Annotated in this window: 15 protein-coding genes; 8 read left to right on the top strand and 7 right to left on the bottom strand. The window is 61.3% G+C overall.

Features of this window, described 5'->3' with window-relative positions; all coding sequences use genetic code 11:
• Nucleotides 1–19: 19 nt before the first annotated feature.
• From CAG25_RS24780 to CAG25_RS24790, 3 genes are read right to left on the bottom strand one after another with little or no spacing between them, the layout of a single operon-like run.
• Nucleotides 20–820 carry a sulfite exporter TauE/SafE family protein gene (locus tag CAG25_RS24780; protein ID WP_085613200.1) on the bottom strand — a complete coding sequence of 267 codons (801 nt, stop codon included), beginning with the start codon at nt 818–820 and terminating at the stop codon, nt 20–22.
• Nucleotides 821–829: 9 nt separating this feature from the next.
• Nucleotides 830–2074, bottom strand: a complete 1245-nt coding sequence (locus tag CAG25_RS24785; RefSeq protein ID WP_085613201.1) for an FAD/NAD(P)-binding oxidoreductase — start codon at nt 2072–2074, stop codon at nt 830–832.
• Between the two features lie 38 nt (nt 2075–2112).
• A complete protein-coding gene (locus CAG25_RS24790; RefSeq protein WP_007952897.1) occupies nt 2113–2451 on the bottom strand; it encodes a helix-turn-helix transcriptional regulator in 339 nt (112 codons plus the stop codon).
• 98 nt (nt 2452–2549) lie between these two features.
• Here CAG25_RS24790 and CAG25_RS24795 point away from each other — a divergent pair, with 98 nt between their 5' ends.
• Nucleotides 2550–3413, top strand: coding sequence for an MBL fold metallo-hydrolase (locus CAG25_RS24795; protein ID WP_085613202.1), 864 nt, complete (start codon nt 2550–2552; stop codon nt 3411–3413).
• Between the two features lie 127 nt (nt 3414–3540).
• Entirely contained in the window at nt 3541–4386 is an 846-nt protein-coding gene (locus CAG25_RS24800; RefSeq protein ID WP_085613203.1) for a tyrosinase family protein, read from the top strand.
• Between the two features lie 12 nt (nt 4387–4398).
• On the opposite strand, the gene bkdR is transcribed toward CAG25_RS24800, so the two are convergent.
• A complete protein-coding gene (bkdR, locus tag CAG25_RS24805; protein WP_007915088.1) occupies nt 4399–4887 on the bottom strand; it encodes a Bkd operon transcriptional regulator BkdR in 489 nt (162 codons plus the stop codon).
• A gap of 185 nt (nt 4888–5072) precedes the next feature.
• On the opposite strand from bkdR, the gene CAG25_RS24810 reads away from it, so the two are divergent.
• The 5 genes from CAG25_RS24810 to CAG25_RS24830 all read left to right on the top strand — a co-directional run bounded on the left by CAG25_RS24810 (nt 5073) and on the right by CAG25_RS24830 (nt 11212).
• Entirely contained in the window at nt 5073–6308 is a 1236-nt protein-coding gene (locus tag CAG25_RS24810; protein ID WP_007965287.1) for a 3-methyl-2-oxobutanoate dehydrogenase (2-methylpropanoyl-transferring) subunit alpha, read from the top strand.
• A 1-nt stretch (nt 6309) separates the two neighbouring features.
• Nucleotides 6310–7368 carry an alpha-ketoacid dehydrogenase subunit beta gene (locus CAG25_RS24815; RefSeq protein ID WP_003224000.1) on the top strand — a complete coding sequence of 353 codons (1059 nt, stop codon included), beginning with the start codon at nt 6310–6312 and terminating at the stop codon, nt 7366–7368.
• On the top strand, nt 7369–8649 hold the full coding sequence (locus CAG25_RS24820; RefSeq protein WP_085613204.1) for a dihydrolipoamide acetyltransferase family protein: 1281 nt from the start codon (nt 7369–7371) through the stop codon (nt 8647–8649).
• A gap of 4 nt (nt 8650–8653) precedes the next feature.
• On the top strand, nt 8654–10027 hold the full coding sequence (gene lpdA / locus CAG25_RS24825; protein ID WP_085613205.1) for a dihydrolipoyl dehydrogenase: 1374 nt from the start codon (nt 8654–8656) through the stop codon (nt 10025–10027).
• A 165-nt stretch (nt 10028–10192) separates the two neighbouring features.
• Complete coding sequence (locus CAG25_RS24830) at nt 10193–11212, top strand: branched-chain amino acid aminotransferase (protein ID WP_085613206.1); 1020 nt, start codon at nt 10193–10195, stop codon at nt 11210–11212.
• A gap of 52 nt (nt 11213–11264) precedes the next feature.
• Here CAG25_RS24830 and CAG25_RS24835 read toward each other — a convergent pair whose 3' ends face one another.
• Nucleotides 11265–12104 (bottom strand): TIGR03915 family putative DNA repair protein, encoded by an 840-nt coding sequence (locus tag CAG25_RS24835; protein ID WP_085613207.1) that lies wholly within the window; start codon nt 12102–12104, stop codon nt 11265–11267.
• Nucleotides 12101–13321, bottom strand: a complete 1221-nt coding sequence (locus CAG25_RS24840) for a putative DNA modification/repair radical SAM protein (protein WP_085613208.1) — start codon at nt 13319–13321, stop codon at nt 12101–12103. Before CAG25_RS24840 ends, CAG25_RS24835 begins: the two co-directional genes overlap by 4 nt.
• A 261-nt stretch (nt 13322–13582) precedes the next feature.
• Between CAG25_RS24840 and CAG25_RS24845 the strand changes: the two genes are divergently transcribed.
• The gene (locus CAG25_RS24845) at nt 13583–14326 is read left to right on the top strand and encodes an SDR family NAD(P)-dependent oxidoreductase (protein WP_085613209.1); all 744 of its coding nucleotides are present in this window, start codon (nt 13583–13585) and stop codon (nt 14324–14326) included.
• On the opposite strand, the gene CAG25_RS24850 is transcribed toward CAG25_RS24845, so the two are convergent.
• Complete coding sequence (locus CAG25_RS24850; protein ID WP_085613210.1) at nt 14323–15084, bottom strand: helix-turn-helix transcriptional regulator; 762 nt, start codon at nt 15082–15084, stop codon at nt 14323–14325. The two genes, CAG25_RS24845 and CAG25_RS24850, sit on opposite strands and share 4 nt — an antisense overlap.
• Between the last annotated feature and the right edge of the window lie 74 nt (nt 15085–15158).

The raw sequence follows: 15158 nt of genomic DNA on the forward strand, positions 1-15158 counted from the left end.
CCTCGCCACAGGTGTTGTCTCACGCCCGCAGCAACATATAAGCCGCAACCACCAGGCACACACTGGCAAACCCCACCTGCAACGTCCTCGCCGGTACTCGCGCGCAAAGTTGGCGACCGATGATCATGCCGATGATGCTCGCCACAATGAACGCAGCACCCAGTCGATCTATCCGCACACCCGCGTGAAACGCTCCGATCACGCCGATGGCGGAAATCAGGCTGATGACCATCAGTGAAGTAGCGACGATCCCGCGCATCTGTACATCGGTCAGTTGCTTGAACGCCGGCACGATCAGAAACCCGCCGCCCACCCCCAGCAACCCGGACACTACACCGGTGACAGCGCCCAGCGCCGCAAGGGTCGCGGTGCATTTGGCGGTCCAGTCGAAACGCCCAGTCTGTTCATTGAGCATGCAGTTCTTCTGGCCCCAACTGGCGTGGCCATGGTCGCTCGGGCCCTCCTGCTGGCGTTCGCGGCGCAGCATTCGCCACGCCACCATCACCATCAGCAGGCTGAACAGAATCATCAAAACTTTTTCCGGCAACTGATGGGCGAAGTAGATGCCCACTGGCGAAAACACCGCGCCGAGCGCTGCAATCAGCAGCGCCGCGCGATAGCGCACCAGACCGTGGCGCAAACCATCAATCGCGCCGACTGCCGCCGCGCTGCCCACTGCAAACAACGCCACTGGCGCCGCTTGCGTCATCGTCCAGCCCAGCCCCAGCACCAGCGCCGGCACGGCGAGAATCCCGCCGCCGGCCCCGGTCAGACCAAGGACCAATCCCATCACCACGCCAAACAGACTTGCCAGCAACATAGAGTGTTCTCAGTCGACCCTGGACAGACGCGTCAGCCATTCGCGGCCCTTGAGCATGCCGTTCCAGTAGAACCACGGCAGCAGCGTCGCCTTAAGCCACCACGCGGAGCGGCGCGGCACGGTCGGGTCGAGGGGAAAGGTCGGCAGCAATTTTCCACCGTAGCCGAACTCGGCGAGGATCACCTTGCCCTTCTCTACCGTCAGCGGGCAGGAACCATAGCCGTCGTACTTCAGCGGCAGTGCCAGATCCTTGCGCAGGGCCAGCAGGTTTTCCGCCACCACCACGACCTGTTTGCGCACTGCTGCGGCGGTTTTCGCATGGGTGGTGCCGCAGATATCGCCCAGGGCAAACACGTCGGGATAACGCGGATGTTGCAGCGTGTGCGGGTCGACCTCGCACCAGCCGCTGGCGTCGGCCAACTGACTCTGCGCGATGAAATCCGGCGAAACCTGCGGCGGGACGACGTGCAACAGATCGAAGGTTTTCGCCTGACGGGTGACATTGCCGTCCGCGTCCTTGACGTCGAACCAGGCGGTTTTCGCCGGGCCGTCGACCTTCACCAGATTGGAATTGAACGCCAGCCGCGCGTTGTATTTTTCGATGTACTTCATCAGCGGCGGCACGAAGGTCGGTACGCCGAACAATGCGGCGCCGGCCAGATTGAACTCGACCTCGACCTTGCTCAGCACGTTGCGCTTGAGCCAGTGATCGCAGGACAGGTACAGCGCCTTCTGCGGCGCGCCGGCGCACTTGATCGGGATCGGCGGTTGAGTGAACAGGGCTTTGCCGCCGCGCAGTTTCTGCACCTGATCCCAGGTGTATTGCGCGTGCTGATAGCTGTAGTTGGAAGTGACGCCGTACTGGCCGAGGCTTTCCTGCAAGCCTTCGATGTTCTCCCACGCCAGGCGCAGGCCGGGGCAGACGATCAGGTTCTGATAGGTGACGCTGCGTTGGTCGTTGAGGGTGAGGCGGCGCTGGTCGGGGTCGATGCCGGTCACTGCAGCCTGAATCCAGGTGGCCTGACGCGGCATCACTTTGTTCATCGGTCGGGCAGTGTCTTTGGCGTCGAAAGCGCCACCGCCGACCAGCGTCCAGGCCGGCTGGTAGTAATGCAGGGTGCTCGGCTCGATCACCGTGATTTTCAGGCCGGGATCGCGCTTGAGCAGGCTCGCGACAAAACCGATACCGGCAGTGCCGCCGCCGATGACCACGATGTCCGCACTGATGGATGGGCCCCAGTGTTGATCGTTCATTGTTTGTTCCTTATGGCTGCACGCAAGGATAGCCGGGTCTATTGCGCCCAGCTTTTGAGCACGGCTCCGCAGTAGAGTCCGGAAAGGGTTTTCATCACCTGGATCACTTCGTGACTGGCGAGACCGTAAAAAATGTACTTGCCTTCACGACGGGTCGCGACCAGCCCTTCATCACGCAGGATGCCCAGTTGCTGGGACAGGGTCGGCTGCCGCACGCCGGTCATTTTCTCCAGCTCGCCGACGTTGCGCTCGCCCTGGGTCAACTGGCACAGGATCAGCAGCCGATCCTCATTGGCCAGGGCCTTGAGCAAAGAACAGGCCTTGGAAGCCGAGGCGCGCAGTTGCGCCACTTCACATTCGGTCAGACTGGATTGCATTTGCAGGATGCCTTCAACGTCACTTAAGCTGCGGACATTATGTGTTTACATAAAGTGTTGCAACCCTGACTTCCCACCTTCTGCACAGGACCGTGTTCATGCCCGCGCTGATTGAAGCTTTCCTCGACCCCGCCTCCTCGACCTACAGCTATGTGGTCTACGAGGCCGACGGCGGGCAGTGCGCAATCGTCGATCCGGTGCTCGATTACGACGGCGCCGCCGGCCGCACCTGCACGGCTCAGGCCGACAAGATCATCGCCTTCGTTCGCGCCCACAACCTGCAAGTGCAATGGCTGCTGGAAACCCACGCCCACGCCGATCACTTGTCCGCCGCGCCGTACCTGCGCCGGGAACTGGGCGGGAAAATCGCGATTGGCGAATCGATCAGCAAAGTGCAGAACGTGTTCAAGGCGCTGTTCAACCTGGAGCCGGAATTTCGCGTCGACGGCTCACAGTTCGATCATCTGTTCGCACCCAACGAGTCGTTCCGAATCGGCAATCTCAAGGCCACCGCCCTGCACGTCCCCGGCCACACCCCGGCGGACATGGCCTATTTGATCGATGGCGAGCAGATCCTGGTCGGCGACACGCTGTTCATGCCCGACGTCGGCACCGCCCGTTGCGACTTTCCCGGCGGCAACGCCCATCAATTGTTCAATTCGATTCACAAGCTGCTGGCTTTCCCGGCCAGCGTGAAGCTCTACGTCTGCCACGACTACCCGCCGCAAGGCCGTGACTCGCAGTGCCAGACCACCGTCGGCGAACAGCGCAAAAGCAATATCCATGTGCATGACGGCATCGATGAAGCCACGTTCGTTGAAATGCGCACACGGCGGGACGCGGGGTTGGGAATGCCGACGCTGTTGCTGCCGGCGATTCAGGTCAATGTCCGGGCGGGAAACCTGCCGCCGGCGGAAGGCAATGGCGTTGTCTACCTGAAGATCCCCATCAACTCTGTGTAGGAAAAACTCAATTCAAGAAACGGGAATAACGGTTTTCGTACCTGTCGCGTCGGATGCGATGAACTGGGCGTATTCTCGGCCAGAAGGCAGACTTCATGGGGTAATCAACCCATGGAGATTTGGCAATATGGATATTCGCCGCAACCACCGGGATCTGTCCCCGGAGGAAAAGGCCGCCTTCGTCAACGCGGTTCTGACGCTGAAAAACAACGTGAACAGCGTGCTGCGTCCCGGCCAGCAAAGCCGTTACGACGATTTTGTACAGATCCACAAGAATTCAATGGGACGAGGTAATCCTCTTGTTCCCAATCCGCATCGCAGCCCCCTGTTCTATCCGTGGCACCGTGTGCTGATCCGCCAGTTCGAGTTGGCGCTGCAGGCCGCGGCTGATGACCCTCGCATCACCCTGCCCTACTGGAACTGGCAACTCGGCGGCGCCGACAATCCGTTCACTTCGGACTTCATGGGCGGCAACGGTGACAATACCCAAAACATGCTGGTAACAACCGGTCCCTTTTCCAGTACACAGTCGTCATTCATTGTCTCCGTATGGGACGAGGGGTTCGGTAACGCCGGGGTGCGCCGCAATCTCGGTGCTGCGGGTGCCTTGCCGTCACCAGAAACCGTCATTTCGGCGCTGAACAGAACGTCCTACTGGATGGAGCCGGGCGGTTGGGAAAACGTCTCCGAGCGCGAACTGCACAATCAGGTACATGCCTGGATCGGGGGCAGCATGATGGAAGCATCGTCCCCCAACGACCCGATATTCTTCCTGCATCATTGCTATCTGGATCTGCTCTGGGAGCGCTGGAAGAAGCTGCATCCGAACGTCCCCTCCTTCACGCAGGACGACCTGAGTCACTCGACACTGGTCTTTCACCCGGAAAACGAACCCGCTCCCTGGCCTCAGAGCTTTACCGTTCAGCAGACACTTGTTACCAAAGACCTGGAATATCGCTATGAATACCTGTGAACTGCATCGCACTCAGTTACCCAGCGTCAAGCCATTCGCCGGCAACGGCAACGCCGTCTTGTAGCGCACCTGCTTGAGCGCAAAACTTGACCGGATGTTGGCCACGCCCGGCACCTTGGTCAGAAAGTCCATCATGAAGCGTTCGAGCGACTGGATGGTCGGCACCAGCACCCGGATCAGATAGTCCGGGTCGCCGGCCATCAAGTAGCACTCCATGACTTCGGGCCGATCGGAAATCGCCTCTTCGAAATGCTGCAGGGCCTCTTCCACCTGCTTCTCCAGGCTGACGTGGATGAACACGTTGACGTGCAGCCCCAGCAGGTCGGCATCCAGCAGGGTCACCTGCTCGCGGATCAGCCCCAGCTCTTCCATTGCCTTGACCCGGTTGAAGCACGGGGTCGGTGACAGATTGACCGAACGGGCCAGGTCGGCGTTGGTGATACGCGCGTTCTCCTGAAGGCTGTTGAGAATGCCGATATCGGTACGGTCCAGTTTGCGCATGAGACAAAACCACCTGTTTTTTATGTTTATGCAGAATTTCTATCTGCAAATGATCTTGAGCGCAACGAAACAGAGAGAAATATTCTTCTTGCCCGGGCCTATGATTGTTGTAGGACAAGATTTCTTTTATCGAAGAATGACTGCCAGCTCACTACAAGAAATTCACAAGATCGAGCGTAGAAGCCATGACCCAAGCGTATGAACCGCTGCGTCTGCACGTCCCTGAACCCTCGGGCCGCCCAGGCTGCAAAACCGATTTCTCCTACCTGCATCTGACCGATGCCGGCACGGTGCGCAAACCTTCCATCGACGTAGAACCCGCCGACACTGCCGACCTGGCCCGTGGCCTGATCCGCGTGCTTGACGACCAGGGCAACGCCCTCGGCCCATGGGCTGAAAACGTGCCGGTCGAGATCCTGCGCAAAGGCATGCGTGCCATGCTCAAGACCCGGATCTACGACAACCGCATGGTGGTCGCCCAGCGTCAGAAAAAAATGTCGTTCTACATGCAAAGCCTCGGCGAAGAAGCCATCGGCAGCGCCCAGGCCCTGGCCTTGAACATCGACGACATGTGCTTCCCGACCTACCGCCAGCAAAGCATTCTGATGGCCCGCGACGTGCCATTGGTCGACCTGATCTGCCAACTGCTGTCCAACGAGCGCGATCCGCTCAAGGGCCGTCAGCTGCCGATCATGTACTCGGTCAAGGACGCCGGTTTCTTCACCATTTCCGGCAACCTCGCCACCCAATTCATTCAGGGCGTGGGCTGGGGCATGGCTTCGGCGATCAAGGGCGATACCAAAATCGCCTCGGCCTGGATCGGCGACGGCGCCACCGCCGAATCGGACTTCCACACCGCCCTCACCTTCGCCCACGTTTACCGGGCGCCAGTGATCCTCAACGTGGTCAATAACCAGTGGGCGATCTCGACCTTCCAGGCCATCGCCGGTGGTGAAGCCACCACCTTCGCCGGACGCGGCGTCGGTTGCGGCATCGCTTCGCTGCGGGTTGACGGCAACGACTTCTACGCGGTCTACGCAGCCTCCGCCTGGGCTGCCGAACGCGCGCGCCGCGGCCTCGGCCCGACCATGATCGAATGGGTCACCTACCGCGCCGGCCCGCACTCGACCTCCGACGATCCGTCCAAATACCGTCCTGCCGACGACTGGAGCCACTTCCCGCTGGGCGACCCGATTGCCCGCCTGAAACAGCACCTGATCAAGGTTGGCCACTGGTCGGAAGAAGAGCACGCCGCCGTCAGCGCCGAGCTCGAAGCCGAAGTGATCGCCGCACAGAAACAGGCCGAACAGTACGGCACCCTCGCCGGCGGGCAGATTCCGAGCGCCGCGACCATGTTCGAAGACGTCTACAAAGAGATGCCGGAGCACTTGAAGCGCCAGCGTCAGCAGTTGGGGATCTGACATGAACGATCACAACAACAATATTCAGTTGGAAACCGCCATGACCACGACCACCATGACCATGATCCAGGCCCTGCGCTCGGCCATGGATGTGATGCTTGAGCGTGACGACAACGTGGTGGTGTTCGGCCAGGACGTCGGTTACTTCGGCGGCGTGTTCCGTTGCACCGAAGGCTTGCAGACCAAGTACGGCACCTCGCGGGTGTTCGATGCGCCGATCTCCGAAAGCGGTATCGTCGGCGTCGCGGTGGGCATGGGCGCTTATGGCTTGCGTCCGGTGGCCGAGATTCAGTTCGCCGACTACGTGTACCCGGCGTCCGACCAGATCATTTCCGAAGCCGCCCGCTTGCGTTATCGCTCGGCCGGCGAGTTCACCGCCCCGATGACCCTGCGCATGCCGTGCGGCGGCGGCATCTACGGCGGCCAGACCCATAGTCAGAGCATCGAGGCGATGTTCACTCAGGTCTGCGGCCTGCGCACCGTCATGCCGTCCAACCCGTATGACGCCAAAGGCCTGCTGATCGCCTCCATCGAAAACGATGACCCGGTGATCTTCCTCGAGCCGAAACGCCTGTACAACGGCCCGTTCGACGGGCACCACGACCGCCCGGTAACCCCGTGGTCGAAACACCCGCAAGCCCAGGTGCCGGACGGTTACTACACCGTGCCGCTGGACGTGGCCGCCATTACCCGTCCGGGCAAGGACGTGACCGTGCTGACCTACGGCACCACCGTGTACGTGTCGCAAGTCGCCGCCGAAGAATCCGGCGTGGATGCGGAAGTCATCGACCTGCGCAGCCTGTGGCCGCTGGACCTGGAAACCATCGTCAAATCCGTGAAGAAAACCGGCCGTTGCGTCGTGGTTCACGAAGCCACCCGCACCTGCGGTTTCGGCGCCGAACTGGTGTCGCTGGTGCAAGAGCATTGCTTCCACCACCTGGAGGCGCCGATCGAACGCGTCACCGGTTGGGACACCCCCTACCCGCACGCGCAGGAGTGGGCGTATTTCCCTGGGCCGTCCCGAGTGGGCGCGGCGCTGAAACGGGTCATGGAGGTCTGAATGGGCACGCACGTTATCAAGATGCCGGACATCGGCGAAGGCATCGCAGAAGTAGAACTGTCGCAGTGGCACGTCAAGGTTGGCGATCTGGTCGTTGAGGATCAGGTGCTGGCGGATGTGATGACCGACAAGGCGATGGTCGATATTCCCTCGCCAGTCCACGGCAAGGTGATTGCGCTGGGCGGTCAGCCGGGTGAAGTGATGGCGGTCGGCAGTATGCTGATCAGCATCGAGGTCGAGGGCGCCGGCAATCTGAAGGAGTCGGACAAACCGGCGCCAGTTGCGGCGAAAGAAACGCCAGTCGCACCCAAAGTTGAAGCTGTCGTTGAAAGCAAATCTGCTGCCGCCGCACCGCGTCCGGCGGCTGCCGTTTGCCAAGGCCCGATGGTCGCTCGCGAAGCCGATGAGCGCCCGCTCGCCTCGCCGGCCGTGCGCAAACATGCGCTGGATCTGGGCATTCAATTGCGTCTGGTGCGCGGCTCCGGCCCAGCCGGTCGCGTGTTGCACGAAGATCTCGAGGCGTATCTGGCGCAAGGTCAATCGAACGCTTCGGCGCCGGTCGCTGCCGCGTACGCCCAGCGTCACGATGAAGAACAGATTCAAGTGATCGGCATGCGCCGCAAGATTGCCCAGCGCATGCAGGACGCCACTCAGCGTGCCGCGCACTTCAGTTATGTTGAGGAAATCGACGTCACCGCGATTGAAGAACTGCGTGCCCAACTGAACGAAAAACACGGCGCCAGCCGTGGCAAGCTGACCTTGCTGCCGTTCCTGGTGCGTGCGCTGGTCGTTGCCCTGCGCGACTTCCCGCAGATGAACGCCCGCTACGACGATGAAGCCCAGGTCATCACCCGCCTCGGCGCGGTGCATGTCGGCGTCGCGACCCAAAGCGATGTCGGCCTGATGGTGCCGGTGGTGCGTCACGCCGAGGCTCGCAGCCTGTGGGACAGCGCGGCGGAAATCTCCCGCCTGGCCACCGCCGCGCGCAATGGCAAGGCCAGCCGCGATGAACTGTCCGGCTCGACCATCACCCTGACCAGCCTCGGCGCCCTCGGGGGCATCGTCAGCACCCCGGTGCTGAACCTGCCGGAAGTGGCGATCGTCGGCGTCAACAAGATCGTCGAACGCCCAATGGTCGTCAAAGGCCAGGTGGTGATCCGCAAGATGATGAACCTCTCCAGCTCCTTCGATCACCGCGTGGTCGACGGCATGGACGCGGCGCTCTTCATCCAGGCCATTCGTGGTCTGCTCGAACAACCCGCGACCCTGTTTGTGGAGTGATCGCATGCAAACTCTGAACACCACGCTGCTGATCATCGGCGGCGGCCCCGGCGGTTACGTAACGGCCATTCGCGCCGGGCAACTGGGCATCCCGACCATTCTGGTCGAAGGCGAATCGCTGGGCGGCACCTGCCTGAACATCGGCTGCATTCCGTCGAAAGCGCTGATCCATGTGGCCGAGCAGTTTCATCAGACTCAACATCACAATCAGCATTCGGCACTGGGCATTAGCGTTTCGGCGCCGACCCTCGACATCACCAAGAGTGTCGAGTGGAAGGATGGCATCGTCGATCGCCTGACCACCGGCGTCGCGGCGTTGCTGAAGAAGCACAAGGTTCAGGTCATCAACGGCTGGGCCAAGGTCATCGACGGCAAGACCGTGGAAGTCGGCGACACCCGCATCCAGTGCGAGCATCTGGTGCTGGCCACCGGATCGAAAAGCGTCAACCTGCCGATCCTGCCGATTGGCGGGCCGATCATTTCGTCCACCGAAGCGCTGGCACCGAAGTCGGTACCGAAACGCCTGATCGTGGTCGGCGGTGGTTATATCGGTCTGGAGCTGGGCATTGCCTATCGCAAGCTCGGCGCCGAGGTCAGCGTGGTCGAGGCGCAGGATCGGATTCTGCCGGCCTACGACGCCGAACTGACCCAACCGGTGCACGACGCGCTGAAGCAACTGGGCGTGAAGTTGTACCTCAAGCACAGCGTGCTGGGCTTCGACGGGACATTGCAGGTGCGCGATCCGAACGGCGACACCCTCAACCTGGAAACCGATCAGGTGCTGGTGGCTGTCGGCCGCAAACCCAATACCCAAGGCTGGAACCTCGAAGCGCTGAACCTGGACATGAACGGCTCGGCGATCAAAGTCGACAGCCGCTGCCAGACCAGCATGCGCAATGTCTACGCCATCGGCGACCTGAGCGGCGAGCCGATGCTGGCCCACCGCGCCATGGCCCAGGGCGAGATGGTTGCCGAGCTGATCAGCGGCAAGACCCGCGAATTCAACCCGACCGCCATCGCTGCCGTGTGCTTCACCGACCCGGAACTGGTGGTCGTCGGCAAGACCCCGGACGAGGCCAAAGCGGCAGGACTGGACTGCATCGTGTCGAGCTTCCCGTTTGCGGCCAATGGCCGGGCCATGACCCTGGAATCGAAATCCGGCTTCGTGCGGGTGGTCGCTCGTCGGGACAATCATGTGATTGTCGGTTGGCAGGCGGTCGGTGTCGGGGTTTCGGAATTGTCGACTGCGTTCGCGCAAAGCCTGGAAATGGGTGCGCGACTGGAAGACATCGGCGGCACCATCCATGCGCACCCGACCCTGGGTGAAGCGGTGCAGGAAGCGGCGTTGCGTGCCCTCGGGCACGCGTTGCACCTGTAAAAACCCGACACGGGGGAGTTTTTTCATAAGCAGGCTAATAAATCTGCTGCTCCCCCCATCGCCCGGGCTGCGAAACCGCTCAAGAATGAAGTATTGTTGTGCCCATCCAAAAAAACGTCAGAAGCCTTGAACCGCTTCGGCGGTTGTTCAGTGATAGAGGGTGTCATGGGTAACGAAAGCATCAACTGGGACAAGCTGGGTTTTGACTACATCAAGACCGACAAACGCTATCTGTCGTACTTTCGCAACGGCGAGTGGGACAAAGGCACCCTGACCGAAGACAACGTGCTGCACATCAGCGAAGGCTCCACTGCCCTTCACTATGGCCAGCAATGCTTCGAAGGCCTGAAGGCCTATCGTTGCAAGGACGGCTCGATCAACCTGTTCCGTCCGGACCAGAACGCCGCGCGCATGCAACGCAGCTGCGCCCGCCTGCTGATGCCACATGTCTCCACCGAGCAGTTCATCGAAGCATGCAAGCAAGTGGTACGCGCCAACGAGCGTTTCATCCCGCCTTACGGCACCGGCGGCGCGCTGTACCTGCGTCCGTTCGTGATCGGCGTGGGTGACAACATCGGCGTGCGTACCGCACCTGAGTTCATCTTTTCGGTATTCGCGATCCCGGTCGGCGCCTACTTCAAGGGCGGCCTGACCCCGCACAACTTCCAGATCTCCACCTTCGACCGTGCCGCGCCACAAGGCACCGGTGCCGCCAAGGTCGGTGGCAACTACGCTGCCAGCCTGATGCCGGGCTCCCAGGCCAAGAAAGCGCACTTCGCTGACGCCATCTACCTGGATCCGCTGACCCACAAGAAGATCGAGGAAGTCGGTTCGGCCAACTTCTTCGGGATCACTCACGACAACAAGTTCGTGACCCCGAACTCGCCGTCAGTACTGCCGGGTATCACCCGTCTGTCGCTGATCGAACTGGCCAAGTCCCGCCTGGGCCTGGAAGTGGTCGAAGGTGATGTGTTCATCGACAAGCTGTCGGACTTCAAAGAAGCCGGCGCCTGCGGTACCGCTGCGGTGATCACCCCGATCGGCGGCATCAGCTACAACAACCACCTGCACGTGTTCCACAGCGAAACAGAAGTCGGCCCTGTGACCCAGAAGCTCTACAAAGAGCTGACCGGCGTGCAGACCGGCGACGTCGAAGCGCCAGTAGGCTGGATCGTCAAGGTTTGATCTGACGGCCAGATGCACAAAAGCCCCCATCGAGTGATCGATGGGGGCTTTTTCATTCGCCTCGCTCGCCGGCCTTCATGGCAATCCGCTTGCCCGCGCGACCGGCGATCCCGCTCGCCTGCCCGTTCTGCTGCTTGCCCATTCGTGCCTGGGTAATCAATCCGGGAATCAGTTCCCCCTCCGGCAGGTTCTTCCAGAACCGCGTCGGCAAATGCCCCTGCATGACTTTCTCGTTCAAACGCGCCGGGTTGAAGATGTGGCTGTAGTACGTCAGCCACAAGTCACCGTGGGGATCATTGACGTTCTGCGCCAGTTGCTGCCACTCCAGCGGACACTGACGTTCATGGATCAGTTGTTCACCATCGTAATAAACCCCGTCGCGGGGCGTGGCGATCAGCCAGCGATGCCGGCCCATGCGCCCGATGAAGTGTTCGCTGGCACTGTGCAGAATGTCATGGGCCGGTTCGTGCCACGCGACGTATTGCGGGCCCGGCAATTCTGGCGGGCGCTCGATGAAACGCACGAATGCATGCAGATGATGGGCTTCGCGCTGCACCTGCTTGATCCGCCGCTGCAACTCGCTGCCCAGTTTGTCGCCGGCCATCATTGCGGTGCGATCACCATGGCTGACCCGCCACAGCACTTCATACAACAGACTCCAGCGTTGATCGCCACGGTAGCGTGACGCTTGTTCCAGGGTGTCGAGCAACACACGCGGAATCCGCGCCTGAAACGGCCCCTGCCCTTCGGGCACCGACACATCACTGGCAAACAGATCACTTACCCCTTCTGACGCCCAGCTCACCAGACTCGGGTCGATTTCATGGCTGAGCAGCCAGCGCGCCTGCTGGCGCCAGGTGTCAAACAGGTCGTCGCAATCGAGGTTGATCATCCCCACAGCCCCATCTGCTGCGGCATCGGCCGGTCGCGCAACTGCTGATAGAGCATCTGGCTGGTGACTTCTGCCTGCTGCGGGTGGTAATCGCTGGTGATGATGAACGGCTTGGCCTTGGCCAGCACACAACGCATGCGCGCCACGTCTTCGTAGCGAATGCGCCGCTGCCGGCGCAGCTCCACCAGACGTTCGGTGGTGCGCAGGCCGATGCCGGGAATGCGCGAGATCAGCGCCGGTTCAGCGCGATTGAGGTCCAGCGGAAACACCTCACGATTCTGCAGCGCCCAGGCCAGTTTCGGGTCGATGTCCAACGCCAGATTGCCCGGCCCCTGAAGCAACTCACCAGCGCTGTAGCCATAACTGCGCAACAGGAAATCAGCCTGATACAGGCGGTGCTCGCGCATCAGTGGCGGCGCGGCCAGAGGTACGCTTTTCGGGCTGTCGGGGATCGGGCTGAAGGCCGAGTAATAGACCCGGCGCAGGCGGAAGTTGCCATACAGGGCCTGAGCGCTGTGCAGGATGGTGCTGTCGTCGGTGTCATCGGCACCGACGATCATCTGCGTGCTCTGCCCGGCCGGGGCGAACTTCGGAGCGCGGGGTTCGTTGAGCACGGTCTGCACGCCGGTGTAGATGGTATTCATCGCCTGCTTGATCGAGCCGATGTGCTTCTCCGGCGCCAGGGTTTGCAGGCTGACATCGGTGGGCAATTCGATGTTGACGCTCAAGCGGTCGGCGTAACGCCCGGCCTCTTCGATCAGCGCGGGATCCGCGTCAGGGATGGTCTTGAGATGAATGTAGCCACGGAACTCATGCTCTTCGCGCAACAGCTTCGCGACACGCACCAGTTGCTCCATCGTGTAGTCCGCCGAACGAATGATCCCCGAGCTGAGGAACAACCCGCTGACGCAGTTGCGCCGATAGAAATCCAGGGTCAGCGTCACCACTTCCTCGGGCGTGAAACGCGCACGCGGTACGTCGCTGGAGCGGCGGTTGACGCAGTATTGGCAGTCGTATAGGCAGAAATTGGTCAGCAGAATCTTGAGCAGCGACACACAACGCCCGTCCGGCGTGTAGCTGTGGCAGATGCCCATGCCATCGGTCGACCCCAGCCCGCTCTTGCCCTCGGAGCTGCGCTTGGGCGCGCCACTGCTGGCGCAGGAGGCGTCGTACTTGGCGGCGTCGGCGAGGATGCTGAGCTTGTCGATGATTTGCATGGCACGGACTCAATACTGTTCGCATATACAGTATAGACAGCGATTTGCTCACACAAGGCGCAATGCCGCTCTTCGTCGGAATGTCGCGCCGCAGCAGTCAGGTCAATTTGACTCAGCAGGAGTCGGATTGACTCGATTCCACAAGCGTCATAATGACTATCAAACCTGCGCAGCCCTTGATATCAAAGGCTGTCCGGCATGGCCCGAAAATTGACTGACTCTCGGTAGCCATTTGGCTGAAGACCAAAACGGGAGTCGAAAATGGATCATGTTTTTCAGGGCAAGCTGGCCGTCATCACCGGTGCCAGTTCGGGCATAGGCCTGGCCGCTACCGAACGCCTGCTGGATCAGGGCGCGCGCGTATTGGCCATATCGCGAAAACTCGGCGCACTGGCCGAACTGCTTGAGCGGTATCCGCAGCAACTGGTGTGGAAACCCGGCGATGTCACTCAAGCTTCCGACCTAAACGCTTTGGCCGAACAGGCTACACGCCTCGGTCCGGTGAATTTCGTAATCCCTAACGCCGGTATTGCGGAGCTCGCTGACGGGCTCAACAGCTCGGCGTTCGATCGCCAATGGGCAGTGAACGGCGCCGGCGCCCTGAACACCTTGGCCGCCCTGCGCCCGCACCTTGCAGACAAGGCGTCAGTGGTGTTCATCGGTACTTTTCTGGCCGGAATCAGTTTCGCGGGACTGGCCGCCTATATCGCATCAAAAGCAGCATTGATCGCCCACGCCCGAACCCTCGCGGTCGAGCTGGCACCCCACGGTGTGCGCATCAATTGCGTCTCCCCCGGCCCGACCGCAACGCCGATCTGGTCGACACTGGGTCTGAGCGAAGAAGCGCTCGGAGACGTAGCCCGAGGCGTCAACCAACGACTATTGGGCGGACAATTCCTGGAACCTGCGGCAGTGGCCGATGTCATTCTTTTTCAGTTGGGCAATGGCGCACGCGGCGTCATCGGTCAGGATTGGGTGGTCGATAGCGGATACACCTTGAGCTAACGCGTATGCAGCGATCCGGGCGTGGAATCCGTCAGCTGGCGGCATGACGATTCCCGCCCGGACTCCGGCAAAACCAGACCCCAGCGCGACGCCAGTTCCCGGCGCCCCTGCACCGTCAGGGTCAGTGCGCGACTGTCCAGATCCTGCGTCACCCATTTGCGCTTCAACGCGGCCTGCAACAACGCGGCCCCGAGCGAACCGCCCAAATGCGGCCGACGCATGCTCCAGTCGAGACACGGGCAAGCGAAGCGGCGGCGCAGCGTCGACAGATCCTTGACCTCAATGCCCAGCTCTTCAAAAAACGCCTCCCCGCTTTCACTGAGGCGATAAACCTGCTCATCGGTTTCCACCAGCCATCCCGCCTCAAGCAGGCGGTCATGCAACAACACCGCGAGCGTCCCGGCCATATGGTCGTAGCAGGTGCGGGCAAATTGCAGGCGATCCGGCGTGTGCGGTTTGAAGGTCGGCTCGGGGTTCTGACCGATCACCATCAGCGCTTCGAGCGCCTGGGCCACGCGCTTGTCGGCGAGGCTGTAATAACGGTGGCGGCCTTGTACATGCAGACGCACCAGCGCCAGGTCCTTGAGCTTGGACAGGTGCGCGCTGGCGGTCGAGGCGCTGACGTCGGCGAGGGTCGCCAGCTCTGTGGCGGTTCGGGCGTGGCCGTCCATCAGCGAACACAGCATTTTGGTCCGCGCCGGTTCCGCGATGGCGGCGGCCACTTGCGAAACGCCAATGTCTTGATGTTCTGCGTGCATATTTCGCTCCCGGACGAATCATCGCCCTCAAGGACTGGAGATAGTAGCAACACTTTCCCCACCGACAAGGTTGC

The organism is Pseudomonas sp. B16(2017), assembly GCF_002113205.1.
Taxonomy (GTDB): Bacteria; Pseudomonadota; Gammaproteobacteria; order Pseudomonadales; family Pseudomonadaceae; genus Aquipseudomonas; species Aquipseudomonas pharyngis.